The sequence below is a fragment of the Streptomyces sp. Q2 genome (assembly GCF_056820935.1).
The window spans coordinates 1-26,619 of record NZ_JBXEJE010000009.1 but is presented as its reverse complement, the minus strand read 5'-3'; the positions used below and the strand labels follow the sequence as shown (position 1 = coordinate 26,619).

Here is a 26,619-nt window from a genome sequence, read left to right as displayed (position 1 = left end):
CGCGGCCCGCCGTACGTCCAGGAGACATACGACGGGCCCGTCAGGTTGCTCTGTTTCGTCAACTAACGCACAACAGCCGTCAACTCGCGCACTGGACCTTGTCGGCCGTGGACTTCTCCACGTCCGGCGTCCTTGCCGAGGCGCCGTTGAGCTTCACACCCGCGCCCTTGAAGTCCTTGCCCAGGATCAACGTCATCGTCGGCTGGCCCTGGGAGTTGGTCACGCTCTCGCCCGGCTTCATCGCCGAGCCCGACAGGCCCATGATGTCGGCCAGCCGGCGGGCCTGGTCGGCCTGGTCCGGCGCGTACTCGATGGTTGTCTTCGCCTGGTCGGCGTCCGCGTTGCCCGCGTTCTCCGACTTGATGACGCCCGCGCTGTTCTGCAGCCAGTCCAGCTGCTTCTGCGCACTGCCGGCCGCGGCACCGCCGTTGAGGATCTGGACCCGCACCTGGGAGGCGTCCGCCTTGGTGCCCTTGAGGCGGGCGGCGACCGCGGCGGCCTCCTTCTTCTGTTGCGCCTTGACCTCGGTGAACGACACATCGTTCTTGATCATGTCGAAGACCTGGGGCGCCCTGGTCTTGTCGACGATCACCGTCGCCTTGATCTTCTCGGTGGGGTTGTCCACCACCGGGATCGTGGCGAAGGTGATGTTCTTGGGGGGCACCTTCTTCAGCTCCAGGGCTATGTCCTTGAGCGTGTTGACCTTGCCGATCGCGGAGTCCACGGTGAGCGCGCTGGTGGCCGCCTCGGCCAACTTCAGCAGCTTCTTGGGGTTGGTGAGGGTGTCGCTGGAGGACATCTTGCGCATCAGCGAACCCAGGAACTGCTGCTGCACCTTGATGCGGTCCAGGTCGCCCTGGTTGCCGAAGCTGTGCCGGGTACGCAGGAAGGCGAGGGCCTTCTCGCCCTCGATCGTGGACTCGCCCTTGGGCAGGACGAGCTTCGACTCCTTGTCGTTCACGGCCTTCGTCACGCACACGTCGACGCCGTCCACCGCCGTGGTCAGCGTCTTGACCGCGTTGAAGTCGGCCATCATGAAGTGGTCCGGCTGGATGCCGGTGGCGTCCTTCACCGTCCGCATGGTGCAGCCCGGGTCCCGGCCGCTCTCGCCGAGGCTCTTGTTGAAGCGGACGCCCTGCTGGGGCTGCACGGTCACCTCGGTGCCGTCGTCCTTCGCGGCCGGACACTCCGGGATGTTCACGATCAGGTCGCGCGGGATGCTCAGCGCGGTCGCGTTGGAGCGGTCCTTGGAGACGTGCAGCAGGATCGTGGTGTCGGCGTGGCCGAGGCTGCCGGCGTCGCCGTAGCCCTCGTTGCCCTCGCCGGTGCGCTTGTCGGTGCCGATGACGAGGACGTTGAAGGCCTCGTCCTTGCGGAAACTGCTCGCGCCCGCGTCGCCGACGTCCGTCGTCTTGACGTTGCCCTCAAGGTGCTTGAGGTAGAAGTAGCCGGCGCCCGCGGTGGCGACCAGGACGAACGCCATGCCGCCGCCGGTCCACAACAGGGCCTTCTTCGCCTTGGACTTCTTCTTGACCGGGCGACGGCCGCGCCGCCCCGGCAGCGGTTCCTCGGGGACCGGCCCCCGCCTGCGCGGGGGCGGGACCTCGCGGCCCGGGGCAGCCGGGGGCGCCGTATGGCCCCCACGGGGCTGGGGAACGGCCCGGCGCGGCGCGGAGGGCGTCAGCCGCAGTTCGTATTCGCCGCTGTTCGGATTGAGTACCCACTGGTCTGCGGGGTCGACGTGCTCCGCCCGCTCACGGCCTGGTGCGTCCAAGGTTGTCCGAATCCTCCGTCAGGGCAAGCGCCTTCCCCACTGGACCGCTCACACTATCTGCACGGTTCGGCGGCGAGTGAACTTTCCCCGCTTTCTTCGAACAGCGCAGGGCACTACCAACGGTACGGCTTGTACACGTCCATGCACTTCTTGGCCTCCCCGTTGAGGGCGTCGGCGTTGCTCGGCAGGTCCCCGGCCTGAGGCGTCTTCTGCTTCGGATAGGTCGTGCCGGAACGCCAGTCGGCGCCGACGACGACGGTGACACCGGAGACGTCCGTCGACTTCTGCACCGAACTCACCGGAATCCCCAGGGACTTGGCCACCGCCTGGGCGTCGCCCGCCAGTTCGGCGCTCGGGTAGCGCACGACGGTCCGCGCCTCGGCGAGCGCCGTCGAGGTGTCCTTCGTCGCCTTGGCGAACCCCTGGCCCACGAGTGCCTGGGCGATCTCGCCCGCCCGGCCGCTGACCGGGCCGAGGGCCGTGGACCGCGTCGCGTTCTGCACCAGGACACCGATCTGGTCCTTCGCCGCGGCGGGGTCGTCGGTGGTCTTCGCGGCGCCGGCCGTGCTGAGCTGGTTCGCTGTGCCGGCGTCCGTCTCCGCGTCCTTGCCGCCCGCCGTGCCCTTGGTGTCGAAGGGCACGTCGTCGCGGAGCATCGCCCACATCTTCTCGGCGTCGGCGCCGTCCGGCAGCAGGTGGTTCTCGTTCTCGTTGTCCTGGATGGTCGGCATCGTCGTCATGGTGATGCGGTCCGTCGGCACCGTCTTGAGCTGCATGCCGAGGTCGTACAACTTCTTGACCGTGCCGATCTCCTCCGAGACCTTCAGGGAGTTGGTGGCCGCCTCGGCCAGGTCCATCAGCCGGCCGCCGTCGGTGAAGACGTTCTGGTCCTTCAGCGTGCGGATCATCGAGTTCATGTACATGTGCTGGGCCCGGGCCCGCAGCGGGTCGCTGCCCCAGGCGTGCCGGGTGCGCAGCCACTCCAGGGCCTGCTTGCCCTCGACCTTCTTCGTGCCGGCCTTCATCTTCAGGCCGGAACCGCCGGGCACGCCCGGGAGCGGGCGGTCCCACACGTTCTGGTTCACACAGACCTCGACGCCGCCGATGGCGTCCGCCATGCTCACCACGCCCGCGAAGTCGATCGTCATCCAGTGGTCGATGTAGACCCCGGTGAGGTTCTCCCAGGTGGTCAGCGTGCAGCCGGCCCCGCCGCGGCCCAGCGTCGTGTTGATGATCTCGTTGGTCGCCGGGTACGTCTTGCCGGTGTCGGGGTCCTTGCACGCCGGGATGTCGACCCGGGTGTCACGCGGAATGCTCACCACCGCGGCGCTCTTGCGGTCCGCGGAGAGGTGGATCAGCATCTGTACGTCGGCCAGCGGCGGGTTGCCCCGGGTGTCCTTGCCGCCGCCGAGCGCAACGTTCGCGTCGGAGGCACGGCTGTCCGAGCCGAGCAGCAGGATGTTCAGCGGCGTCTGCCCGTCGGCGTTCGGCTCGGTCTTGCGCGCCTTGGAGTCGCCGCCGCTGCGCTCGCCCTTCTCGATGTTGCCGTTGAGGTGCTGGTAGTAGAGGTATCCGGCGCCCGCTGTCCCCAGTATCAGCACCGCGACGGTCGACGCGGACCATCGGAGCACCCGGTGCTTGGCCTTGGCCCGTCGTCGGCTGCGCCGCCCGCCGTGGCCGCCCCCCGAGAAACCGCCGGGTCTGCCGGAGCCGTCGCCGTCGTCCCCACGACGGCCGCCCTCCCGCTCCGCCCCACTCGCGTGCCGGACGCCCGGTCGCGTCCCCTCCCCGTGCACACTGCTGTGCGTCATCCCCTGTCTCCCCACCCTCGCGCCATCGAACGGGCCTGCCTCTTCGCCCTGTGAGACGTAAGGCAGGCCCGTCAGGTCACTTGGCGCACTCGACCTTGTCCGCGGTGGACTGCTGAACCCCCTCCGGCGCCTTCGTCGGAGTGGTGAGCGACTCGCCCGCGCCCTTGAAGTCCTTGCCCAGGGTCAGGGTCATCGTCGGCAGACCCTGGGAGTTGGTCACGCTCTTGCCCGGCTTCATCGCCGAACCGGAAAGGCCCATGATGTCGGCCAGCCGACGTGCCTCGTCGGCCTGATCGGGAGCGTACTCGAGCGTGGTCTTGCTCAGCTCGGTATCCGCGTTGCCCGCGTTCTCGGACTTCAGCACGCCCTCTTCGTTCTGCAGGTACTCGAGCTCGGTCTGCGCGCTGCCGGCCTCCGCACCGCCGTTGAAGATGCGCACCCGCACCTCGGACGCGTCCGCCTTGGTGCCCTTGAGACGGGCGGCGACCGCGGCGGCCTCCTTCTTCTTCTGCGCCTTGACCTCGGTGAACGACACGTCGTTCTTGATCATGTCGAAGACCTGGGGGGCCGACGACGGGTTGATTACGACGGTCGCCTTGACCTTCTCCGCCGGGTTGTCGATCACCGGAACCGTGGTGAACGTCAGGTTCTTGACGTTGAGCTTGCCCAGCTCCAGACCCAGGTCCTTCAGCTTGTTGATGCTGTCCAGCTTGGAGTCGACGGTCAGCGCCTTCGTCCCGGCCTCGGCCAGCTTGATCATCTTCGCGGGGTTGGTCAGCGTGTCGTTGGACTTCAGCTTGCGCATCAGCGCGCTGAGGAACTGCTGCTGCAGCGTGATCCGGCTCAGGTCGCCGCCGAACCCGACCGCGTGCCGGGTGCGCACGAACGCGAGCGCCGTCTCGCCCGAGATGTGCTGCGTCCCCTTCTTCAGGTCGAGGTGCGAGTCCGGGTCCTTGATGTCCTTGGCGAGACACACGTCGACGCCGCCGACCGCCGTGGTCAGCGTCTTGACCGCGTTGAAGTCGGCGACGATGAAGTTGTCGGGGGTGATCCCGGTCAGCTCGGTGACGGTCCGCATGGTGCAGCTGGGCGTACGGTCGTCCTGGCCCAGGCTGGTGTTGAACCGGACGTCGGACGTGCCGTCGATGACCTCCTGCGAGCCGTCCTTCTGGGTGGTCGGGCAGTCCGGGACGTCGACGATCAGGTCGCGCGGGATGCTCAGCGCGGTCGCGTTGGAGCGGTCCTTGGAGACGTGCAGCAGGATCGTGGTGTCCGCGTGGCCGACGCTGCCGGAGTCGCCGTAGCCCTCGTTGCCCGAGCCGGTGCGCTTGTCCGTGCCGATCACCAGGATGTTGATGGCCCTGTCCTTCTGGAAACCACCGGTGCTCGCGCCGTCGTCGGCGACGGACGTGATGTTGCCGTTCAGGTGCTCGATGTAGAGGTATCCGGCACCCGCCGCGGCCACCAGCACGAACGCCATCGTGCCGCCGGTCCACAGCAGGACCTTCTTCGCCTTGGACTTCCTCTTCCCCGGCCGGCGCCCGCGCCGGCCCGGCAACGGCTCCTCGGGCACGCCCCGCCGTCTGCGCGGCGGCGGCACCTCACGGCCGGGGGCGGGAGCAGGCGGGGCCGCCGTGCGACCGCGCGCCATGGCGCCCGCTCTCTCGGCGGCCGCTCTACGCGGCCCGGGAACAGCCGACCGCGGCGATTGCGGTGCGGAAGGGGTCAGTCGCAGTTCGTATTCGCCGGTGCTCGGGTTGAGTACCCACTGGTCTGCGGGGTCGATGTCGTCCGCCCGCCCACGGCCTTGCGCGTCCACGGTTGTCTGAACCCTCCGTCGGGGCCACGCGGCGCCTTTCCCCTCCAAAGGCGCTCGGGTCTCGGTCACACAGTGCTCGACCCCAGGACGGACCTATGGCCGGATGCACCGGGTCGCTCACACTAACCGCCTTGTTCGCCTCCGAGCGACGCCGGTGATGAATTCCACTTCCCTACAACCGGGCAATACGCCCATTTGCTCGGTCAGTAGTTCGCCACCTTGGCAAACGCTTTACTCGCACGTGTCCTCGGCCGCCGTGTTCCCCCGGAACGTCGGCGCGGGTGAATTGGCCGCGGAGGGCTCACCGTGCTGCTCATCGCCCACCCCGGCGTCCCTCTCCTCGCCCGCGCTCTCGCCGCTTTCCCCGTCATTCTCGGTGGAATTGCGGCTTTTGGTCGTCGACTTCGCCGATTCCGGCGAGTTCCGAGGCGTGTTCCGCGCCACCTCCACGGGTGCGTCCGAGCGCAGCCGCTCGAACAGCTTTTCCGCCTCGGGTTCCACAAGCTGGTCGCGATTGGCGTTGTAGACGTACGACTCCCTCGGAACCGTAAGGAATTGCACACGTTCGGTGGGGATGTCGCGCAGCCCGCGCACGAGTTCGTACAGACCGCGCAGGCTCGCCAGATCCGGGTCGGTCGTGAGCGCGGAAGTCGCCGCGTCCAGCACCGGATAGAGCTTCACCGGATTCAGCAGGACGTCGTTGCTCTGCACCTTGTTGACCAACGCCCCGAGGAACCGCTGCTGGCGGTCCATCCGGTCGGTGTCGCTGCCGTTGCCCAGCGACTTGCGGGCCCGCACATACCCGAGGGCCTGCTCACCGTTGAGCGTCACCCGCCCCGCCGGGAGCCTCAGTTTGGCCGCCTTGTCCCGGATCGGCTCGGCCAGGCACACCTCGACGCCGTCGACCGCGTCGACCATGTCCTTGAACCCGTGGAAGTCGACGACCACGTGATGGTCCACCCGGATGTCCGTCAGCCGCTCCACGGTCCGGATCGTGCAGGCCGAACCCCCCACCTGGAAGGCGTAGTTGAACATCGCGAACATGGGCTCGGTACGACCGCCGCCACGCCTGGCGCAACTCGGCACGTCCACCATGAGATCCCGGGGCAGCGACACCGCGGTGGCCCGGTCCCGCGCCGCGGCCAGGTGCAACAGGATGGTGGTGTCGGACCGCTCGGTCCCCGAGTCCCGGCCGTACCGCCGGTTCCGGCCCCCGGCCCGCGAGTCCGATCCGATCACCAGGATGTTCTGCGCCCCCCGCACCAGCGAGGTGGGCCGGTCCCTCTCGTACCGCGCCAGCTCCTCCGCCGCCGCGTTGTCGGACGTGATGTTCCCGTTCAGCTTCGCGTAGACCGCCCACCCGGTCCCGCCGGCCGCCAGCACCAGGACCGTGACCGCCACCCCGGCCCCGCGCAGACACCGCCGCCGCCGCCGCCGTGTCAGCCCCGCACCGGTCGCCGAGGCCCCCGCCCCCGGCCCGAGCGGTCCGGAGGGCGCGAAGGGAGCGCCGGCGGTGTCGGTCACGTCGGAATCCACCCCTCATGGCGAACGAGTCATGGCGTACGAGCGTGTCGTGCGAGTTGCTCCTACGACCATGGCGTGGATGAGGGGCCGGGGGGCGGGTGGAGGGGGCCGAACGGGGGATGAGCGGCGGCTCGGCGCGGGGATCACTTCTTGACCGACCGGGGCGGGCGGTGGGGGGAGCGAACGCCGGGGGTCGGTGGGCGACGGCCGGGGGTCGGTGGGCGGAGCCCTCAGGTGGCGGTCACCTTTCGACCGACCGAATCGGGTGGCGGGGCGGACGAAGGCCGGGGGTCCTGGGGCGGAGCCCCGGGGTCGGCGCAGCTGCCGGGCAGGGCCTCCGTGTGATCGGCCCACGCGGTCGGCGGCGCTCCCGCTTTGCCGGAGGCGATCACTTTGCCCACGATGGCGCAGGTCGTGTCCACGTCGCCGCCGACCCGCGCGGTCGTCCAGAACGCCTGCTCGTAGTTCCCCAGGCCTCTGGCCGCCGTCGACCGGGCAGGTCGGCGGCGACGTGGGGGTGCCTGAGACGTGGGCGGTGCCTAGCGAGCCGTGGCCGTGACCCGCTCACTCTCGATCCGCTTGGCCAGCGCCTCCTCGCCCAGCTGATCCAGGTTCCGGCACAGCACCACGGACCCACAGGTCGCGAGCGGCGCGTACAGCCCGGCGTTCAACCCCTCCCAGGTGTCGTACGGCAGCCCCGACAGCAGCCGGGACCCAGGCCCCGTGAATCCCAGCGCCGTCGCCTCCGCCCCGGCCCGCTCGACGACCTCCGCCGCACTGAACTCCCGCCCGGCCACGATCAGCGCCGGCTCGTCGGGATCCACCGGCGCGAACGGCGCGAACCGGTCACCCTGGCCCGGCACCTCGACGGCGTAGTCGGCGAATCCGGCCGGCGGCTGCGGAAACCGCCCGCCGAGCGGCCGCAGGGCGAGCGCGACCCGCTCCCCGGAGCACGCCCGCGCCGCCTCCAGCGCGTCCGGGCCGCTCACCACCACGTCGGCCACCGCCGGATCACCGCCCACGTCGGCGATCACGCCCACCGACGAACAGGCCAGCAGCCACACGGCCGTCTGCCAGTGCGCGGGCAGCAGCAGCACGACCCGGTCGCCGGGCCCCGCGGCGAGGTCGCCCTGGAGGAGGTTGGAGGTCTTGGCCACCCAATTGGCGAAGGTGGCCACGGACAATTCGACACGTTCGCCCGTGGCGTCGTCGTAGAAGGTCACCAGCGGGCGTCCGGGATCCGCGGCGAGCGCGGAACGCAGCAGGTCGGCAGGGGTGCGGTCGGTGGCGTTCACCCGAAGAAGCCTACGCGGGCCCGTGGCCGCGCACCGGCGGGCGGGGCCACGGATCGCCGCCGGCCGACCACCGGTTCGGCGGAACACGGCCCGACAGCCCGTCAATTCCCCGATGGACAGATATGTATGGCTATGTCCAAGATCAGGGGCATGCACGGATTCCTTGCTTCCTCGATCGGTGTCACCTGTGCGGCCGCCCTGGCCCTTCCGCTGACCCCGCCCGCGGCCGCGGCGAACCTGCCGGCCACGGCGGCTGTCCTGTCCGCGAGACCCGCGGCGGTGAGCACGCCGGCCACGGCGAGCGCGAGACCGGCGGCGAGCGCGGAAGCGCCGGGCAGCACCCAGTCGCTGCCCCTCGCGCCCCTCACCCGGGACCGAGCCCTCGCCCCCGAACAGGGCCTGACCCGCCGGGACGTACGGCGCTTCTCGCTCGTCGGCGTGGTCTGGGACGACCCGGACGTCGAACTCCACGGCCGGGTCCAGGTCCGTACCCGAGAGACCGTCACCGGCACCTGGTCCGGCTGGCAGGACGTCGAGACCCACAACGCCGACCACGCGGCCGACCCGGACACCGCCGAGCGCACCTCCGGCCGGGTACGCGGCGCGACCGCACCGTTGTGGGTGGGGGACTCGGACGGCGTGGAGGTACGCGTCCGCGCGGACGCCGAGCCCCATGCCGTCCGGGTCGAGGACACCGCCCGCGGCCCCCGCACGGCGACGTCCGCCGCCCCGCTCCCCACCGGTATGCACCTCGAACTGGTCGACCCGGGCGCCCCCGACGACCCGCCGCAGACCGTCCCGGCCGACGCCGCCGGCGCTCCCCGGGCCGGCGCCTCGACCGCCGAGCCCGCCAGAGCCCTGACCGCCAGAGCCCTGACCGCCAGAGCCCTGGCCGCCAGGGAGGCGTCCGCCGCCAACGCCGGCCTCGCCCCCCTGGGCGCCACCGCGATCCCGGCCCTGACCCGCGGCGAGACCGAACGGGAACTGCTCACCCTGCGGACCACCGAGCTGACGGAGGAACAGCGGGTGAAGCCGAAGATCGGCCCGCGTCCGCGCATCGTCACCCGGCGCGGCTGGGGCGCGAACGAGAGCCTGCGGGAGCGGACCTTCGTCTACACGAAGAAGATCAAGGCGGCCTTCGTACACCACACCGCGTCCGGCAACGGATACCGCTGCGCGCAGGCGCCCTCCGTCATCCGCGGTATCTACCGCTACCACGTCCTGAGCATGGGCTGGCGCGACATCGGCTACAACTTCCTCGTCGACAAGTGCGGAAACATCTACGAGGGGCGCGCCGGGGGTGCGGCGAAGCCGGTCAAGGGCGCCCACACGCTGGGTTTCAACACCAACAGCATGGGGATCGCCGTCCTCGGCAGCTTCGGGTCCAAAAAGCCGTCCGCCGCCGCGGTGAAGGGCATCGCCCGGCTCACCGCGTGGAAGCTCGGCCTCCACGGCGCCAATCCACGCGGCAAGACATATCTGCGGTCAGGCGGTGGCAATCTCTACCCCAAGGGAAAGAACGTACGACTGAATGTGATCTCCGGTCACCGGGACGGATTCCCCACGGCCTGCCCCGGCTATCGGCTCTACCGCAAGCTCGGCACGGCCCGTTCGACCGCGGCCCGCTATCAGGGCCGGTAGCGCCGGGACCTGCCGGACCTGCCCGGGAACCGTTCGGACGCCACCGGAGTCTGTCCGGCCGTAGGACACATTCACCGCCGTCGGGGGGCACGGGGCGGAATGCCGCACGGCCGTCGAAGGCACCGCGCAACGGTCTGCATACACTGGCCGGCCGAAAGACAGTTCGGCCGGTCCCGGCAGGAAGCAGAGACGACAGGTGACAGAAGCGATACTCCTGGTCGGCGGCAAGGGCACTCGGCTGCGTCCGCTCACGGTGCACACACCGAAGCCCATGGTCCGCGCGGCCGGGGTCCCGTTCCTCACGCACCAACTGGCGAGAGCGAGAGCGGCCGGTGTCGACCACATCGTGCTCGCCACCTCCTACCTCGCCGAGGTCTTCGAACCGTACTTCGGGGACGGCTCCTCCCTCGGACTCCACATCGAGTACGTCACCGAGGACGAGCCCCTCGGCACCGGCGGCGCCATCCGCAACGTCGCCTCCCGCCTGCACTCCGCCCCCGACGACCCGGTCCTCGTCTTCAACGGCGACATCCTGACCGGCCTCGACATCAGGGCCCTGGTGCAGACCCACGAGCGGACGGCCGCGGACGTCTCCCTCCACCTCACGCAGGTCACGGACCCGCGCGCCTACGGCCTGGTCCCCACCGACGAGACGGGCAGGGTCCTGGCGTTCCTGGAGAAGCCGCAGACCCCCGAGGAGATCGTCACCGACCAGATCAACGCGGGGGCGTACGTCTTCCGCCGCTCGGTGATCGACACGATCCCGCAGGGCCGCCCGGTCTCCGTCGAGCGCGAGACCTTCCCGGACCTCCTGGCGGCCGGAGCCCACCTCCAGGGCATGGTCGACTCGACGTACTGGCTGGACCTCGGCACCCCGGCCGCGTTCGTCCGCGGCTCCGCCGACCTCGTCCTCGGCCGCGCCCCGTCCCCCGCCGTCCCCGGCCGCTGCGGCGACCGCCTCGTCCTGCCGACGGCACGGGTCGCCCCCGACGCGAAACTCGCGGGCGGCACGGTGGTGGGCGAGGGCGCCTTCGTCGCCGAGGGCGCCCGCGTCTTCGGCAGCACGATCCTCCCCGGCGCCGTCATAGAACCCGGCGCCGTCATCACCGACTCCCTCATCGGCACCCGGGCCCGCGTGGGCGAACGCTCCGTCCTCACCGGCACGGTCATCGGCGACGGCGCGATCATCGGCCCTGACAACGAACTCCGCGACGGCATGCGCATCTGGTGCGACGCCCAGATCCCCCGAGGCGCGGTCCGCTTCTCCTCGGACCAGTAACCGGCCCTTCCGACGCCGGGCGGCGAGCGGGTCCTGCCCGGCGTTGCGGGGTCTGGGGCGGCAGCCCCAGGCCGAGGTTCACCTCTCGACCGACCGAGACGGGTGGCTGGGCGGGCACGGGTCCGGGGGTCTGGGGGCGGAGCCCCCAGACGGTTACCGAGACGCCCCTCAGGTCACAACCGACCGATATCCCCCCGCGGCATCCGCGGCGCCCGCCTCGCCGGAACCCTCCCACTCAACAGGATCAACCGGGCCGCCCGATGCCGCTGCCCGGCATAAGGCTCCAGCAACTCCAACATCACCGCGTCATCCGCATCCCGGTCCCCGGCCAGCGCCCATCCCACGATCCCCGGCAGATGCAGATCCCCCACCGACACCGCGTCCGCCGCCCCATGACTGCGCTGCACAACCTCCGCCGACGTCCACGGCCCCACCCCCGGCACGACCTCCAACCGAGCTTGCGCAGCCGCCGGCTCCATCCTCACGGCCTCCTCCAGCCGTGCAGCGACCCGAACCGCCCGCAAGATCGTCGAGGCACGCTTGTTGTCCACCCCGGCCCGATGCCACTCCCACGACGGAATCAACGCCCACGTCCGAGGCGCCGGCATCACCCAGAGCCGCCCACCGGCACCAGCACCAGCACCCGCACCTGAACCCCCACCCGAACCCGCCCCCGCAGGCCCCGGCGCCGGCTCCCCGAACTTCCGCACCAGCAGCCGCCACGCCCGATACGCCTCATCGGTCGTGACCTTCTGCTCCAGAATCGACGGAATCAACGACTCCAGCACCAGCCCGGTCCGCGTCAACCGCAACCCCGGCCGCCGATGCCACGCCCCCGCCACCACCCGGTGCCGAGGCGTGAACGCGGTCGGATCGTCTTCGCCCCCCAACATCCCCGGCAACCGTTCCAGCAGCCACTCGGCCCCTGGTCCCCACGCCTCCCCGCGCACGGCTCCGCCCACCGCACGGACCCGCAGCGTCCCGGGCCCGCCCGGCGTAAGACTGGCCCGCCACACCGACCCGTCCGGCGTCGCCCGGAACGTCGGATCCCCCGGCCCGCGCCGGAGCGGCCCGAGCACCAGCCCGAGATCGAGCGGCCCGTCCGGCGCATACGTCCGCACCAGCCCCGCTGCCGGAACACGCCGAGAAGCCCCGCGCGCGGCAGGCACACCGACCTCCCCACCGCGCACGGTCGTACGCGTGGGCCGGGGAGCGAATCGTCCTGCCACGAATGAAGTCCCGAAGAGTCGAAGGTGTCCTGCCGCCGCAACGAGCCAAGCCGCCCTTACGGCACCTGGCTGCCCAACGGCACCAGCCGACCGTACGAGCCAGGCCGCCCGACGGACCAGGCGGCCGTACAACACCAAGCACAGGCAGCCGGCCGCACGAGCCACGCCGCCCTACGAGACTAGGCGCCCGTACGACGCCACAGCGGCCGTATGACCAGGCTCACCGAACCTCGATGAAGGCCCCCGCCTCCCGCTCGGCCCGAGCTCGCGGCTCCTGGGCCGCATGCCCGACCGCCACGGCCCCCATCGGATCCCACCCCTTGGGCAGCCCCAGCACCTCCCGTACGACATCCCGGCAGAACATCGTGGAGGACACCCACGCCGACCCCAGTCGCTCCCCGGCCAACGCGACCAGGAAGTTCTGCACACCGGCGCCCGCGGCGACCACGAACATCTCCCGCTCGGCAGCGTCCCGCCGCGCGTCCCCGTACGTGTGCGACCCGTCCATCACCAGGCACGGCACCACGAGATACGGCGCCTTCCGCAGCACGTCCCCCCGGCGCACCCGCTTCGCGATCGACTCCTCGCTCTTCCCGTCCCGCCGCAGATCCGCGACCCAGGCATCACGCATGGCGTCCAGCAGCCCGGTCCGCGCGGCCTGCGACTCCAGCAGCACGAACCGCCACGGCGTCGTGTGGTGCGGCGCCGGCGCCGTGACCGCCGCGGCCACGGCCCGTCGTACGGCCCCGGGGTCGACGGGCTCGTCGGTGAAGTCCCGTACGGTACGGCGCTGGGTGACCGCCTCCCGTACCGCCTCGGAGGTCCCCAGCCGGAACATGTCGTCGCGCGCGCCGCGCACCATGGCCCGCGCCCCCTCGCCGTGGTCCTCGGTCAGCACGTGCGACAGCCCGCGCACCACGGCGACGGGCAGCCCGGCGGCCTTGCCCTTGACCAGGTCACCGGCCGCGGCCAGCTCGTCCGCCGTCGCCACGACCGTCGCGCTGAGCGGATTGCCGTACGCGTCCGTGCCCCCGCGCAGATCGTCCAGCACGTGCACCCCGGCGGCGCCGATCGCGACATCGGTGAGCCCCGTGCGCCAAGGCCGCCCGAACGTGTCCGTCACGACGACCCCGACGTCGACCCCGAGGGCGTCCCGCAGTCCGTCGCGGATCGCCCGCGCGGACGCGTCCGGGTCCTCGGGCAGCAACAGCACGGTCCCGGAAGGCGTGTTGGAGGCGTCCACCCCGGCGGCGGCCATCACGAGCCCCTGCCGGTTCTCGACGATCCGCAGCACACCGCGCCGCGCCACCACCCGCACGGTCTCGGCGTCGATCGCGGCCTCCCGGTCCACCGCCTCGACGACGCGCCCCTCCGCCTTGGACACGATCTTGGAGGTGACGAGCAGCACGTCCCCGTCCATCAGGCCGGGCTCGGCGGCGGCGATCAGCTTGCCGAGATCGTCCCCCTGCTGCACCTCGGGCAGCCCGGGCACCGCCCAGACCCGGTAACCCTCGACAGGCACGCCGCTCAAACCGCCCGCACCTCCTCCGCCAGCAACAGAGCCTCACGCGCCATCTGCGCGGACGCGTCCACGTCGGTCATCATCAGCGGCACGGCCCGGCACAGGATCCCGGCGGCCTTCACCCGGTCCACCACACCGGCGTCGACGGTGTCGACCAGCCAGCCGTCCAGCAGCCCCGAGCCGTAGTGCTCGGCGACCGCCGCGGCCGTCGACTCCACGCCCACCGCGGCGAGCACCTTGTCGGCCATCCCGCGCACGGGCGCGTCCCCGACGATGGGGGACAGCCCGACCACCGGCACCCCGGCCTCGGCGATCGCCTCCCGGATGCCGGGCACGGCGAGGATGGTGCCGATGGACACGACCGGGTTGGACGGCGGGAACAGCACGACGTCCGCCTCGGCGATCGCCTCCAGCACACCCGGCGCCGGCTTCGACTGCTCCGCACCCACCGGCACGATCGCCTCGGCCGGCACGGAGGCCCGCAGCCGCACCCAGTACTCCTGGAAGTGGACGGCCTTGCGTTCCCCGTCGACCTCGACGGCGACATGCGTCTCGACCCGGTCGTCGGTCATGGGGATCAGTCGTACGCCCGGCTTCCACCGGTCGCACAGCGCCTCGGTCACCGCGCTCAGCGGATACCCGGCGCCGATCATCTGCGTCCGCACGATGTGCGTGGCGAAGTCCCGGTCGCCGAGCCCGAACCACTCGGGCCCGACGCCGTAGGCCGCGAGCTCCTCCTTGACGTGGAAGGTCTCCTCGGCCCGCCCCCAGCCCTGTTCCTCGTTGATGCCGCCGCCGAGCGTGTACATCACCGTGTCGAGGTCCGGGCAGACCTTCAGCCCGAAGAGGTGGATGTCGTCCCCGGTGTTGCCGATGACCGTGACGTCCGCGTCCGGCGCGGCCTGCTTCAGACCGCGCAGGAACCGGGCACCGCCGATGCCGCCTGCCAGAACCACAATGCGCATGGGAGCAAGTCTTGCAGGCCGGTACGACAACGCGTCAGGCGGTTACGACGTCCACCTCGTCGTGGCTCGCCGGGGCCGAGCACTGGGGCGCGTGCATCTGCATCTCGGTCAGGCCCGGGTAGTAGACGTGCAGGCTTATGGCCGGTTCCAGCGTGTCGTTGACCACCTCGTGCACGTACCCCGGCGCGAACACCCGCTGCGCACCCGCCCCCAACGCGCGCGTGCCCCGCCCGGTCCGCTCGGTCAGCGTTCCGTCGAGGACGGTCAGGACACCGGAGGAGCGGCCGTGGTCGTGCAGTCCGCTGCCCTGTCCGGGCACCCAGGACAGCAGCCACACCTCGTAACCGGGGCCGGTGCGCAGCCGGTGGTACCAGCGGGTGGTCGCGTCGTACCGGACGAGGTGCTCCCACTGGGCCCGGTCGGCGGCGATGGAGCGGGACAGCCCGGCGAACTCGGCCACGGTGGCCGGGTGCTCGCGCGCGGGCTGGAGCAGGTGCGGGACTTCGAGGATGTCGCCGGCGATCTGGAGGTCGCTGTCGCTGTTCATGGAGTGCGGTGGTTCCTCGGCGGAGAGTGTGGGGGATGGCTGGGTGTCACGTACCGCCCGCCCGGATCACGGGGGGACAGAGGTGCCCTGGTGAGGGCGTGGGGAACAAGCAGCCGAGTCGCGGTGGACTCAGAGTTAGCCGGAGCGCGCGTGGCTCAACAGCTGGAACGGCAACAACAGCTACAGCGAGCGTGGGCAGCACCGGGGGACCCGGCGGAGCGGGTCGAGGTGAGTGCCAAGTTCGCGAGCATGCCCACAAGGACAGCGGGTCACACCTTCACTGTCAACTCGACGCCCGGTATGTGGGACATGTTTCACCTCATCCGGTCCATCTCCCAGGTGAAAGGTTTGTTCACGCGCCCGCGGGACACATGGCGCACACCAGGCGCACGAGCCTCGGAACGAGATCGAACTGGTGGGCGTCCTTCTCTGTACAGGCCCCAAAGCCGTGCGGGAGCGGAGCCCCCTCGAGGGTCTCCTCTGCTTGTCAAGGTTTAGGCCGATTTGAACACTTTCCGCTAGACCTTGGTTCCGCAGAGTGAATAAGGGGCCCAATAGCAGATCTCGGCTTGACTCGCCCGGAGCAGCACACTTGTAATTTCACTCGTGTCGTTCAGCCGAAATCGGTACGGCTACATCACGGGGACGCGAAAGACAGACGAGGGGCGCACATGACCGAGACGGTGCAGCAACTGCTGGTCGACGACGCGGACGAGGAACTCGGCTGGCAGGAGCGCGCGCTGTGCGCCCAGACCGACCCCGAGTCCTTCTTCCCCGAGAAGGGCGGCTCCACCCGCGAGGCGAAGAAGGTCTGCCTCTCCTGCGAGGTCCGCTCCGAGTGCCTCGAGTACGCCCTCGCCAACGACGAACGCTTCGGAATCTGGGGCGGCCTGTCCGAGCGCGAGCGCCGCAGATTGAAGAAGGCGGCGGTCTGATCCGAGGGGTATGTCCCGAGTCCGCCCACGAATACGTCACGAACGGCCCGTCGCAGGTGGGTTATCCACAGGCGGCGGGCCGCCGTCATGCCCAGCCGATAGTGTGGGCGCTCGTCCGAGACGCCCCGCTGCCCCCTGGGGGCACAGGCGTCCACCGCAGTCCACCGAACCGGGGCCCGTACCTCGATGTCCGTGCACAGCCACACGGCAGCCCAGCAAGACACCGCTGCCACCCCTGAGTTTCCGCGTCACGTGGTGACGGCGGTCCTCGTCTCCCACGACGGCGCCCGCTGGCTGCCCGACGCGCTCGCCGGGCTGCTCGGCCAGGAGCGCCCGGTGCAGTTCGCCATGGGCGCCGACACCGGCAGCGCGGACGACTCCGCCCAGCTGGTCACCGAGGTCCTCGGCGCCGACCGCGTGCTGCACCTCGCCCGGCGTACCGGCTTCGGCCAGGCCGTCGAGGAGGCGGGCCGCACCGCCCCCGTCCTCACTCCGGACGAGCTGCCGTACCTGAAGCGGCCCAGCGGCTGGGACCCCGTCACGCGCACCTGGCGCGACGACGCCTACGACCTGCCGGAGCTCCCGCACGGAGAGCCGGTGCAGTGGCTGTGGCTGCTGCACGACGACTGCGCCCCCGAACCCGACGCCCTGGCCCAGCTGCTGCGGGTCGTGGAAACCGAGTACGACCTGGGCCGGGACGACGTGGCGGTCGTGGGCCCCAAGCTCCGCGGCTGGTACGACCGGCGGCAGCTGCTGGAGGTCGGCGTCAGCATCGCCCACTCCGGCCGCCGCTGGACCGGCCTGGACCGCCGCGAACAGGACCAGGGCCAGCACGACCACGTCCGGCCGGTGCTGTCCGTGTCCACCGCGGGCATGCTGATCCGCCGCGACGTCTTCGAGCAGCTCGGCGGCTTCGACCGCCGGCTGCCCCTGATGCGCGACGACGTCGACCTGTGCTGGCGGGCGCACGCGGCCGGCTACCGCGTCCTCATCGCCCCGGAAGCCGTCGTACGGCACGCCGAGGCCGCCTCGCGCGAGCGCCGCACCGTCGACTGCGCGGGCCGCACCACCGCCTCCCCGCACAAGGTCGACAAGGCCGGCGCCGCCTACACCCTGCTCGTCAACACGCGCACCGCCCTGCTGCCCTGGGTGCTGGTGCGGCTGGTCCTCGGCACCCTGCTGCGGACCGTCGCCTACCTCGTCGGCAAGGCCCCCGGACAGGCCGTCGACGAGATCCGGGGTCTGGTGGGCACCCTGCTGCGGCCCGAGCGGATCCTCGCCGGGCGCCGCAGGCGCGGCCGTGCGGCCGTCGACAAGGACGAGATGCGGCCGCTGTTCCCGCCCCCGGGCGCGACCGTCCGCGCCACGGTCGAACAGGCCGCGAGCAGCCTCTTCGGCAGCTCCGATCCCGAGGTGACCTCGGGGGCGGGCCGGCACGGTGGCGCGGTCGAGTCCGGGCCCGGTGGCGACGACGCCGACTTCCTGGAGGTCGAGCAGTTCGTCCGCCTCAAGCGCATCGCCCGCAAGCCCGGCCCGGTGCTCTTCCTGGTGCTGCTGCTGGTCTCCCTGGTCGCCTGCCGAGCCCTCCTCGGCGGCGGCGCGCTCGCGGGCGGCGCCCTGCTGCCCGCGCCGTCCGACTCGAGCGAACTGTGGTCGCGCTACCTGGACGCCTGGCACGCGGTGGGCGCCGGCGGCACCCCGGCCGCGCCCCCGTACCTCGCGCTCGTCGCGATGTTCGCCTCCCTGCTGTTCGGCTCCACGGGTCTCGCGGTCACCGTCCTGATGGTCTGCTCGGTGCCGCTGGCCGGGTTCGCCGCCTACTTCGCCTCCCGCCCGCTCGTCGAGTCGCGGCTCCTGCGCGCGTGGGCGGCCGTCGTCTACGCCTTCCTGCCCGCCGCCACCGGTGCTCTCGCCGGCGGCCGCATCGGCACCGCCGTCCTGGCCATCCTGCTGCCGCTCATGGCGCGCGCGGGCATCGCGGCCAGCGGCCTGGCGCACAGCTCGGGCACCCGCGGCAGCTGGCGCGCGACCTGGGCGTACGCCCTGCTGCTGACCATCACGACGGCGTTCACGCCGATCGTGTGGCCCATCGCGCTGATCCTCGGCATCGGCCTGCTGGCCGTGCGCCGCGCCGAGATCACCGCCTACGGCCTGCGCTTCCTGGCCCAGCTCGGCACGCCCGTGCTGATCCTCGCCCCCTGGTCGCTGTCCCTCCTCCCGTTCGGCTTCTTCCGGGAAGCCGGCCTGGAGTACGGCGCCTCGACGGCCTCCGCCCTCGACCTGCTCGGCATCAGCCCCGGCGGCCCCGGCACGGTCAGCGGTCTGATGCTGATCGGTGTCGTGCTGGCCGCGCTCGCCGCGCTGCTGCGCTCCGAGCGGCAGTTCGGCATCCGGACCGCCTGGGCCGCCGCCCTGGTGGGCCTCGTCTTCGCCGTCCTGTCCAACGCCTCCGCCTGGGCCGGCCCCGCGACCCTCGTCTACGGCCTCGCCCTCCTCGTCGCCGCCGCCCTCGGTGCCGACGGGGCACGGTCGCGCGTGGCCGAGCAGAGCTTCGGCTGGCGTCAGCCGGTCGCCGCCCTGATCGCCTTCGCCTCGGCCGCGGGCCCGCTGCTCGTCGCCGCCGGCTGGATGCTCGGCGGCGCCGACGGACCGCTGGAGCGCCGCGACCCGGTGCAGGTGCCCGCGTTCGTCGCCGAGGAGAGCGGCACCCGCGACCAGGCCCGCACCCTCGTCCTCGACAGCGACTCCGCCGCCCACGTCGGCTACATGCTGGTGCGCGGCTCCGGCGCCCGCCTCGGCGACGCCGAACTGGCCGCGGCGGACGGCGAGAACAGCAGCCTCGACAAGATCGTCGCCAACCTCGTGGCCGGCTCCGGCGCCGACCAGGCCGACCAGCTCGGCAAGTTCGCCGTGCGCTACGTCCTGGTCCACAAGGGCGCGCCCCGCGAGGTCACCCGCATCCTGGACGCCACACCCGGCCTGTCCCGGCTCAGCCAGCAGGACGGCAGCGGCCTGTGGCGGGTCGACCAGGAGGTCGCGCGCGCCACGGTCGTCGCCGGGTCGGGTGCTCCGCAGCCCGTCGCCGCCGGTCCCGTCGAGATCCACACCACGATCCCGTCCGGCGCCGACGGCCGCGTCCTGCGCCTCGCCGACACCGCCGCCGAGGGCTGGACGGCCACCCTGGACGGCGAACCGCTCACCCGCACCACGGTCGACGGCTGGGCCCAGGGCTTCGAACTGCCCGCCTCCGGCGGCAAGCTGGACGTCACCTTCGACGACCCGGTCACCCACACCGCCTGGCTGTGGGCCCAGGGCGCCCTCGCCGTCGTCCTCGTCGTCCTGGCCCTGCCCGGCCGCCGGCGTGACGTCGACGACGACCTGCCCGAGGAGCCGGCCGTCCCCGCCCAGGCCGTCGCCGGCGAGGGCCGCCGCGCCCGCCGCCTGCGCGCCCAGGCCGAGGCCGAGGGCGAAGAGGGCGGCCGGCCCGAGGAGTTCCCGCCCCCTCCTCCGCAGGAGGCCCCCGCCGTCCCGCAGCAGCAGTCCTACGGTGAGTGGGACACCCCGAACTTCGCGGGCACGGAGTACGCCGGCGGCTACGGCGAGCAGTACCAGGGCGCCCAGCAGCAGTACCCCCCGGGCGGCTACGACCAGCAGCCGTACCAGGCGGACCCGTACCAGGGCGGCCAGTACGACCCGTACGCGTACGGCGGCCGTCCCGAGCAGGCGCCGTACGAGCAGGGCTACGGCGGGCAGTACGACCAGCAGGGCTACGACCCGGCGTACGACCCGACACAGCCGCCCCCGCACGGCAACGGCAGTGAGCGCCCCGACGGGAGTCAGCAGTGAACCGCACCACCCTGTCCCTGATCGCCGGCACCGCCGCGCTCGCCGCCGTCACCGGATTCGCCGTGCTCACCACGCCGGACGCCACCGGCACGGACACCGCGAAGGCGGCGGCCGTCCTGCCCGTGGAGCGCACCAGCCTGCTCTGCCCGGTGCCCAGCCTCTCGGACCTCGCCGACACGTCGTACACGTCCTTCACGCCTGTCACGAAGGGCACTCAGAGCGACGGCAAGGCCGAACTCCAGTCCGCCACCGAGCAGTCGGCGGACGGCGAGAGCGAGGGGAAGAAGAAGGCCGACAAGCCGGTCCTGACCCCGAAGGAGCCCGGCACCCCGGTGACCGGGGACGCCTCCGGGGGCGACTCGCCCGCGCTCGTCGGCACCGCCGAGGGCAAGTTCGCGCCCGGCTGGACCGTCCAGGAGACCACCGAGGTCGCCGTGGGCACCGGCCGCGGCCTCCAGGGCGTCAACTGCACCGCGCCGGACACGGAGTTCTGGTTCCCGGGCGCCAGCACGGCCGCCGACCGCACCGACTACGTGCACCTGACCAACCCCGACGACTCCGCCGCCGTCGTCGACATCGAGCTCTACGGCAAGGACGGCGCCCTGGAGTCCGCGGTGGGGGAGGGCATCACGGTCCAGCCGCACTCCAGCGAGCCGGTCCTGCTGTCCACGCTCACGGACGAGAAGCAGGAGAACCTCACCGTCCATGTGAACGTCCGCAGCGGGCGCGTGGGCGCCGCCATACAGGCCCTGGACGACAAGCTCGGCGGGGACTGGCTGGCCGCGTCCACCGACCCGACGGGCAGCCTGGTCCTGCCCGGCATCCCCAAGGACGCCACCGCTGTGCGCCTGGTCGCCTTCACCCCCGGCGACTCCGACGCCGACCTGAAGGTGCGCCTGTCCTCGCCGTCCGGTCAGATCACCCCGGCCGGCAACGAGACCTTGCACGTCAAGGCGGGCATGACCAGCGCGGTCGACCTCGGCGACCTCACCCGCGGCGAGGCCGGCTCGCTGATCCTGACCCCCACCGACCGGTCCGTGCCGGTGGTCGCCGCGCTGCGGGTCGTTCGCGGCAAGGGGTCGAAACAGGAGACGGCGTTCATCCCCGCCACCCGCCCCGTCGGCACGCGCGCGACGGCCGCCGACAACAGCGCCAAGGGCACCACGCTCTCCGTGGTCGCACCCGGCCGGGCCGCGAAGGTCAAGGTCACCGCGTCGGCGGGCAGCGACGGCGGTACGTCCGTGTCGAAGACGTACACGATCAAGGCGGGCACGACCCAGAACATCGAGGCCCCGGCCCCGAGCGGCGGGAAGGGCACGTACGCCCTGACGATCGAACCGGTCTCCGGCGGCCCGGTCTACGCGTCCCGCACCCTGGCGGCCACGGAGGACGGCGTCCCGGGCTTCACGATCCAGACCCTCCCGGACGACCGCGGAACGGTGGCGGTACCGGAGGCGGACCAGGACCTGTCGGTGCTGCAGAAGTAGGCCGGGCGGCGCGCGATCCGCGGGCGGTCAGTCCTCGCCGTACCGCGGATCCACGGTCTCGGGGGTCAGCCCCAGCAACTCGGCGACCTGCTCGACCACGATCTCGTGCACCAGGGCGGCGCGCTCGTCCCGGCCCTTCGTGCGAATCTCCACCGGCCGCCGGTAGACGATCACCCGAGCGGGCCGCCCCTCCCGGGAGGCGATGGTGCCGCCCAGGGGAACCGCCTCGTCGTTCCAGACCTCACCGGGCGCGTCCAGATGCGGCACCTCGAGCACCAGGAAGTCGATGTCGGCCAGCTGCGGCCACCGCCGCTCCAGACGCTCCACGGAGTCCTGCACCAGGTCCGCGAACGCCTCGGCACGGCTTGCCGCCAGGGGCACCTGCGGGGGTGCGATCGGCCCGCGCATGCCCCGGCCGTGTCGATCACGACGGCGGGGCCCGGGGTCGGCGGCACGGGGCGGTACGGGGTTGTCCATCACTGGTGAAGCGTAGTCCCCGCCCGGGGCGCGTGCCCGGCCCCACGCGGCAGTGCGGGCCCCGGGCGTCCGTCCCGCGCGCATGGCGGCAGTTGACCATTCCAGCCAAGGTTGGGCTCGATTGCGTGTCTCTCCGGGACCGTCGATCTCAAGGCAATTGACATGGTTTGTACCGAGTGGTGACCGGTTCCAGGACCGCTCGATCTGTCGGACGGATCCGTCCGTGCAGGTCAGGCCGGTGTGTTCACAGTGGTGTGTGGGGCGTTTCACAACGCGACACGGTGAAGTGGCCTGAGGGGGAGTCGTCGCGGCCCGCTCAAGAGTGCGGTACCGTCCAACGTCGTGAGCCCTGTTCGTCGCTGTTCGCGCACCGCTTGCGGCCGTCCCGCCGTCGCGACGCTGACGTACGTCTACGCCGACTCGACCGCGGTCCTCGGCCCGCTCGCCACCTACGCCGAACCCCACTGCTACGACCTGTGCGCCGAGCACTCCGAGCGCCTCACCGCCCCGCGCGGCTGGGAGGTCGTCCGACTCCTCGACGCCTCGGCCCCGGCCCGGCCCAGCGGCGACGATCTGGAAGCGCTTGCCAACGCCGTGCGCGAGGCGGCCCGTCCGCAGGAGCGGGCGGCCGGAGCCGGCGGCGGGCGCGGGGCCGACCCGATGGAGGTCGCGCGCCGCGGCCATCTCCGGGTACTGCGCTCCCCGGACAACTGACCTTCCTCGCCTCGTTCTTGTGGCCGCGCGTTCTTTTCGAGTAACGCACGCCCATTGACGGGCGGTTGGCGCGGACACGACCATTCCGGTTACGTCGAAACGAGAAATCGCTTTCCGCATGACGGAATCGGGGTCCCTCGTGTACGTCCAGGAACTGGCACCCGTCGCCGACTCGCTCGGCCTGTCCGCCCTGGTGGCGGCCCTCCCCCTCGTGCTCGTCCTCGTCCTGCTCGGCGGCGTCCGTGTCAAGGCGCACCTGGCGGGCCTCACAGGCCTCCTGGCCGCCGCGCTCGTCGCCTGCCTCGCCTACGGCATGCCGCTGGGCCAGACCGCCTCCAGTGCCGCCCAGGGAGCCGTCTTCGGCCTCTTCCCCATCCTGTGGATCGTCGTCAACGCCCTCTGGGTGTACCGGATGACGGTCCGCACCCGGCACTTCGACATCCTGCGACGCTCCTTCGGGCGGCTCTCCGACGACCCGCGCATCCAGGCCCTCGTCGTCGCCTTCTGCTTCGGCGCCCTCCTGGAGGCCCTCGCCGGCTTCGGCGCACCCGTCGCGATCTGCTCGGTCATGCTCGTGGCGCTCGGATTCGACCCGGTGCGCGCCGCGGTCGTCGCACTGGTCGCCAACACAGCGCCGGTCGCCTTCGGTGCGATGGGTACGCCGGTCGTGACCCTGGCCCAGGTCACCGAACTGCCCCTGGACACCGTGGCGTCCGTGGTGGGCCGTCAGACGCCGCTGCTGGCCCTGGTGGTGCCGCTGGTGCTGGTCTGGCTGGTGGACGGGCGGCGCGGGCTGCGCGAGACCTGGGTGCCCGCCCTGGTCTGCGGAACCGCCTTCGCCGTCGTCCAGTTCGCCGCCGCCAACTACGTCTCCGCGCAACTCGCCGACATCGGCGCCGCCTTGGCCGGGGCCGGCGCCCTGGTCGCCGTACCCCACGCGCGCAGGCCCGCCGCCGAGCCGGTACGCGCGGCCGTGCTGACCGGCACCCGCAGCGAGGACCTGGACGAGGCCGACCCGCGCGGTGATGTCGTGCGCGCCTACGCCCCCTACGCGCTGATCGTCGTGATCTTCTCCATCGCCCAGATCCCGGCCGTCAAGGACTGGCTGGCCAAGGCGACGCAGACGTACGACTGGCCGTTCCTGAACGTCGTCGACGCGGACGGCGACCCGGTCGGCGGGAACCTCTTCACCTGGCCGATCGTGTCCACCGGCGGCACGCTCGTGCTGCTCGCCGGTGTCTGCACGGCACTCGTCCTCGGCGTGCACACGCGCGTGGCGGTGAGGGAATGGGCCGCGACGGTGCACGAGTTGAGGTTCGCGATCCTCACCGTGACGTCCGTCCTGGCCCTCGCCTACGTCATGAACCTGTCCGGACAGGCCGCCACGATCGGCCACTTCGTGGCGGCCGCCGGCGCCGGACTCGCCTTCCTCTCCCCGGTCCTCGGCTGGTTCGGCGTGGCCGTCTCCGGCTCCGACACCTCGGCCAACGCGCTCTTCGGGGCACTGCAGGTGACCGCCGCCCGCGAGTCCGGACTGTCGCCCGAACTCCTGGCCGCCGCCAACAGTTCGGGCGGTGTCCTCGGCAAGATGATCTCGCCGCAGAACCTCACCATCGCCTGCGCGGCCGTGGGCCTCGCGGGCCGCGAGGGGGACCTGCTGCGCAAGGTGCTGCCCTGGAGCCTCGGGCTGCTGCTGGTGATGTGTCTGATCGTGGTCGGGCAGAGCTCGCCGGTGCTGGGCTGGATGCTGCCCTGATGGTCCGGTTCCGTTTCTGACCTGAGGTAACGGCTGGGAGTCCACTCGGCCACCGCACGGCTCCCCGTCGGTGGGGGCGGGTAGTTTGTGGTGACCAGAGGACTTTCAGAAGGGGTGGCCGTGGCCGCTGATCTCTCCCAGCTCGTGAAGGCGTACGACGTGCGGGGGGTTGTTCCGGACCAGTGGGACGAGCCTCTCGCCGAGCTCTTCGGGGCCGCGTTCGTCCAGGTGACCGGCGCGAGCGCGATCGTGACCGGGCACGACATGCGGCCCTCGTCGCCCGGGCTGTCGGCCGCCTTCGCGCGCGGAGCCGCGGCCCGCGGTGTGGACGTCACCGAGATCGGCCTGTGCTCCACCGACCAGCTGTACTACGCCTCCGGCGCGCTGAACCTGCCGGGCGCCATGTTCACCGCCTCGCACAACCCGGCCCAGTACAACGGCATCAAGATGTGCCGGGCGGGCGCCGCCCCGGTCGGCCAGGACACGGGCCTCGCCGAGATCCGCGAACTCGTCGAGCTGTGGAGCGCGTCGGACGCCCCGGCCCCCGCGGCCACGACGGGCACGATCACCCGCCGGGACACGTTGACGGACTACGCGGCCCACCTGCGCTCCCTCGTCGACCTGACCTCCATCCGCCCGCTGAAGGTCGTCGTCGACGCGGGCAACGGCATGGGCGGCCACACCGTCCCGACGGTCTTCGAGGGCCTGCCCCTGGACCTCGTGCCGATGTACTTCGAGCTGGACGGCACCTTTCCCAACCACGAGGCCAACCCCCTCGACCCGGCCAACCTCGTGGACCTGCAACTACGCGTCCGCGAGGAGGGCGCCGACCTCGGCATCGCCTTCGACGGCGACGCCGACCGCTGCTTCGTCGTCGACGAGCGGGGCGACCCGGTCTCCCCGTCCGCGATCACGGCCCTGGTGGCCTCCCGCGAACTCGCCAGGCACGGCGGCAAGGGCATCGTCATCCACAACCTGATCACGTCCTGGTCGGTGCCGGAGGTCGTCAGGGAGAACGGCGGCACGCCGGTACGCACGCGCGTGGGCCACTCCTTCATCAAGGCCGAGATGGCCAGGACCGGCGCGATCTTCGGCGGCGAACACTCCGCCCACTACTACTTCGCCGACTTCTGGAACGCCGACACGGGCATGCTCGCCGCCCTCCACGTCCTCGCCACCCTCGGTGGCCAGGACGGCACCCTCTCCGCCCTCGTCGCCCAGTACGACCGTTACACCGGCTCCGGCGAGATCAACTCCACGGTCGACGACCAGGCCGGCCGCCTGACCGCCGTCAGGGCCGCGTACGAGAGCCGGCAGGACGTCACCCTGGACGAACTCGACGGCCTCACCGTCACCGCCGCCGACTGGTGGTTCAACGTCCGCCCTTCCAACACGGAGCCCCTGCTGCGCCTGAACGCCGAGGCGAGAGACGAGGCGACGATGGCGAAGGTACGGGACGAGGTGCTGGGCATCATCCGGGGCTGAGCCTCGGACGGGGTGCCCCTGCGAAGTACGCCGCGGCACCCCGTCCGGCCGAACCCCGCCGCCCCACCCCCACCGGCGGTACTCTGACCAGGCACATCCGCACAAGCAAGCGCACGCGACCCAGCCCCCGAAGGGAAAACCCCATGCCGCTCGAAGCCGGCCTCCTGGAGATCCTCGCCTGCCCGGCCTGTCACGCCCCCCTCAAGGAGCAGGACGCCGAGCTGATCTGCACCGGCCAGGACTGCGGCCTGGCGTACCCCGTCCGCGACGGCATCCCCGTCCTTCTCGTCGACGAGGCCCGCCGCCCCGCGTAAGCGACGACTTGGCGACCCGGAGACCCGCGAAACCGACGACCCGGCGACCGGAGGCTGCCCGCCCATGCTCGACGAATCGCTGCTCGACAACCCCGAGGCACTCTCGGAGGCCGACCACCGCGGCCTGCTCCGCGGCGCCGCCGAAGCGGGCGCCCGCGTCCGCACCGCCGCCCGCCACGCCGCCGAGGCCGGCGTGGGC

Annotated in this window: 19 protein-coding genes and 2 pseudogenes; 10 read left to right on the top strand and 11 right to left on the bottom strand. The window is 71.7% G+C overall.

All coding sequences use genetic code 11. From position 1 onward, the window contains the following. Positions 1-79: 79 nt before the first annotated feature. The 6 genes and pseudogenes from ACWBNA_RS11610 to ACWBNA_RS11585 form a co-directional block, all read right to left on the bottom strand. Positions 80-1,774, bottom strand: a complete 1,695-nt coding sequence (locus ACWBNA_RS11610) for an LCP family protein (protein ID WP_482704207.1) — start codon at positions 1,772-1,774, stop codon at positions 80-82. A 113-nt stretch (positions 1,775-1,887) separates the two neighbouring features. Continuing rightward, positions 1,888-3,585, bottom strand: a complete 1,698-nt coding sequence (locus ACWBNA_RS11605; RefSeq protein WP_482704206.1) for an LCP family protein — start codon at positions 3,583-3,585, stop codon at positions 1,888-1,890. Positions 3,586-3,661: 76 nt separating this feature from the next. Continuing rightward, positions 3,662-5,404: an LCP family protein gene (locus ACWBNA_RS11600; RefSeq protein WP_482704205.1), complete on the bottom strand. Its 1,743-nt coding sequence runs from the start codon at positions 5,402-5,404 to the stop codon at positions 3,662-3,664. 231 nt (positions 5,405-5,635) lie between these two features. Continuing rightward, the gene (locus tag ACWBNA_RS11595) at positions 5,636-6,928 is read right to left on the bottom strand and encodes an LCP family protein (RefSeq protein ID WP_482704204.1); all 1,293 of its coding nucleotides are present in this window, start codon (positions 6,926-6,928) and stop codon (positions 5,636-5,638) included. A gap of 230 nt (positions 6,929-7,158) precedes the next feature. Beyond that, positions 7,159-7,416: pseudogene (locus ACWBNA_RS11590) on the bottom strand (ADP-ribosylglycohydrolase family protein); the annotation flags it as partial. A 51-nt stretch (positions 7,417-7,467) separates the two neighbouring features. After that, a complete protein-coding gene (locus tag ACWBNA_RS11585) occupies positions 7,468-8,223 on the bottom strand; it encodes a TIGR03089 family protein (protein WP_482704203.1) in 756 nt (251 codons plus the stop codon). 150 nt (positions 8,224-8,373) lie between these two features. On the opposite strand from ACWBNA_RS11585, the gene ACWBNA_RS11580 reads away from it, so the two are divergent. Together ACWBNA_RS11580 and manB are read left to right on the top strand one after the other, a co-directional pair. Then, the gene (locus tag ACWBNA_RS11580; protein WP_482704202.1) at positions 8,374-9,864 is read left to right on the top strand and encodes a peptidoglycan recognition protein family protein; all 1,491 of its coding nucleotides are present in this window, start codon (positions 8,374-8,376) and stop codon (positions 9,862-9,864) included. A gap of 196 nt (positions 9,865-10,060) precedes the next feature. Next, complete coding sequence (gene manB / locus ACWBNA_RS11575) at positions 10,061-11,143, top strand: mannose-1-phosphate guanylyltransferase (protein ID WP_482704201.1); 1,083 nt, start codon at positions 10,061-10,063, stop codon at positions 11,141-11,143. Positions 11,144-11,316: 173 nt separating this feature from the next. On the opposite strand, the gene ACWBNA_RS11570 is transcribed toward manB, so the two are convergent. The 4 genes from ACWBNA_RS11570 to ACWBNA_RS11555 form a co-directional block, all read right to left on the bottom strand. After that, positions 11,317-12,372 carry a DNA-3-methyladenine glycosylase family protein gene (locus ACWBNA_RS11570; protein ID WP_482704200.1) on the bottom strand — a complete coding sequence of 352 codons (1,056 nt, stop codon included), beginning with the start codon at positions 12,370-12,372 and terminating at the stop codon, positions 11,317-11,319. Positions 12,373-12,592: 220 nt separating this feature from the next. Beyond that, the gene (locus ACWBNA_RS11565) at positions 12,593-13,903 is read right to left on the bottom strand and encodes a coenzyme F420-0:L-glutamate ligase (RefSeq protein WP_482704199.1); all 1,311 of its coding nucleotides are present in this window, start codon (positions 13,901-13,903) and stop codon (positions 12,593-12,595) included. Next, on the bottom strand, positions 13,900-14,859 hold the full coding sequence (gene cofD, locus ACWBNA_RS11560) for a 2-phospho-L-lactate transferase (RefSeq protein WP_482704198.1): 960 nt from the start codon (positions 14,857-14,859) through the stop codon (positions 13,900-13,902). The genes ACWBNA_RS11565 and cofD overlap by 4 nt, the downstream gene beginning before the upstream one ends. A gap of 34 nt (positions 14,860-14,893) precedes the next feature. Next, positions 14,894-15,406 carry a cysteine dioxygenase gene (locus ACWBNA_RS11555; RefSeq protein ID WP_482704197.1) on the bottom strand — a complete coding sequence of 171 codons (513 nt, stop codon included), beginning with the start codon at positions 15,404-15,406 and terminating at the stop codon, positions 14,894-14,896. Positions 15,407-16,077: 671 nt separating this feature from the next. On the opposite strand from ACWBNA_RS11555, the gene ACWBNA_RS11550 reads away from it, so the two are divergent. From ACWBNA_RS11550 to ACWBNA_RS11540, 3 genes are all read left to right on the top strand, one after another. Continuing rightward, positions 16,078-16,341: a WhiB family transcriptional regulator gene (locus tag ACWBNA_RS11550; protein ID WP_020137941.1), complete on the top strand. Its 264-nt coding sequence runs from the start codon at positions 16,078-16,080 to the stop codon at positions 16,339-16,341. Positions 16,342-16,527: 186 nt separating this feature from the next. Beyond that, on the top strand, positions 16,528-20,187 hold the full coding sequence (locus ACWBNA_RS11545; RefSeq protein ID WP_482704196.1) for a glycosyltransferase: 3,660 nt from the start codon (positions 16,528-16,530) through the stop codon (positions 20,185-20,187). After that, entirely contained in the window at positions 20,184-21,674 is a 1,491-nt protein-coding gene (locus ACWBNA_RS11540; protein WP_482704195.1) for a DUF5719 family protein, read from the top strand. Before ACWBNA_RS11545 ends, ACWBNA_RS11540 begins: the two co-directional genes overlap by 4 nt. A 27-nt stretch (positions 21,675-21,701) precedes the next feature. On the opposite strand, the gene ACWBNA_RS11535 is transcribed toward ACWBNA_RS11540, so the two are convergent. Continuing rightward, the gene (locus ACWBNA_RS11535; protein ID WP_482704387.1) at positions 21,702-22,151 is read right to left on the bottom strand and encodes a metallopeptidase family protein; all 450 of its coding nucleotides are present in this window, start codon (positions 22,149-22,151) and stop codon (positions 21,702-21,704) included. 291 nt (positions 22,152-22,442) lie between these two features. On the opposite strand from ACWBNA_RS11535, the gene ACWBNA_RS11530 reads away from it, so the two are divergent. From ACWBNA_RS11530 to ACWBNA_RS11510, 5 genes and pseudogenes are all read left to right on the top strand, one after another. Next, positions 22,443-22,865 (top strand): DUF3499 domain-containing protein, encoded by a 423-nt coding sequence (locus tag ACWBNA_RS11530; RefSeq protein ID WP_482704386.1) that lies wholly within the window; start codon positions 22,443-22,445, stop codon positions 22,863-22,865. Positions 22,866-23,004: 139 nt separating this feature from the next. Continuing rightward, positions 23,005-24,621 (top strand): L-lactate permease, encoded by a 1,617-nt coding sequence (locus ACWBNA_RS11525; protein WP_482704385.1) that lies wholly within the window; start codon positions 23,005-23,007, stop codon positions 24,619-24,621. Between the two features lie 120 nt (positions 24,622-24,741). Continuing rightward, entirely contained in the window at positions 24,742-26,106 is a 1,365-nt protein-coding gene (locus ACWBNA_RS11520; protein WP_482704194.1) for a phosphomannomutase/phosphoglucomutase, read from the top strand. 143 nt (positions 26,107-26,249) lie between these two features. Further along, the gene (locus tag ACWBNA_RS11515) at positions 26,250-26,420 is read left to right on the top strand and encodes a Trm112 family protein (RefSeq protein WP_020940431.1); all 171 of its coding nucleotides are present in this window, start codon (positions 26,250-26,252) and stop codon (positions 26,418-26,420) included. Positions 26,421-26,484: 64 nt separating this feature from the next. Continuing rightward, a pseudogene (locus ACWBNA_RS11510) lies at positions 26,485-26,619 on the top strand (SIS domain-containing protein); the annotation flags it as partial.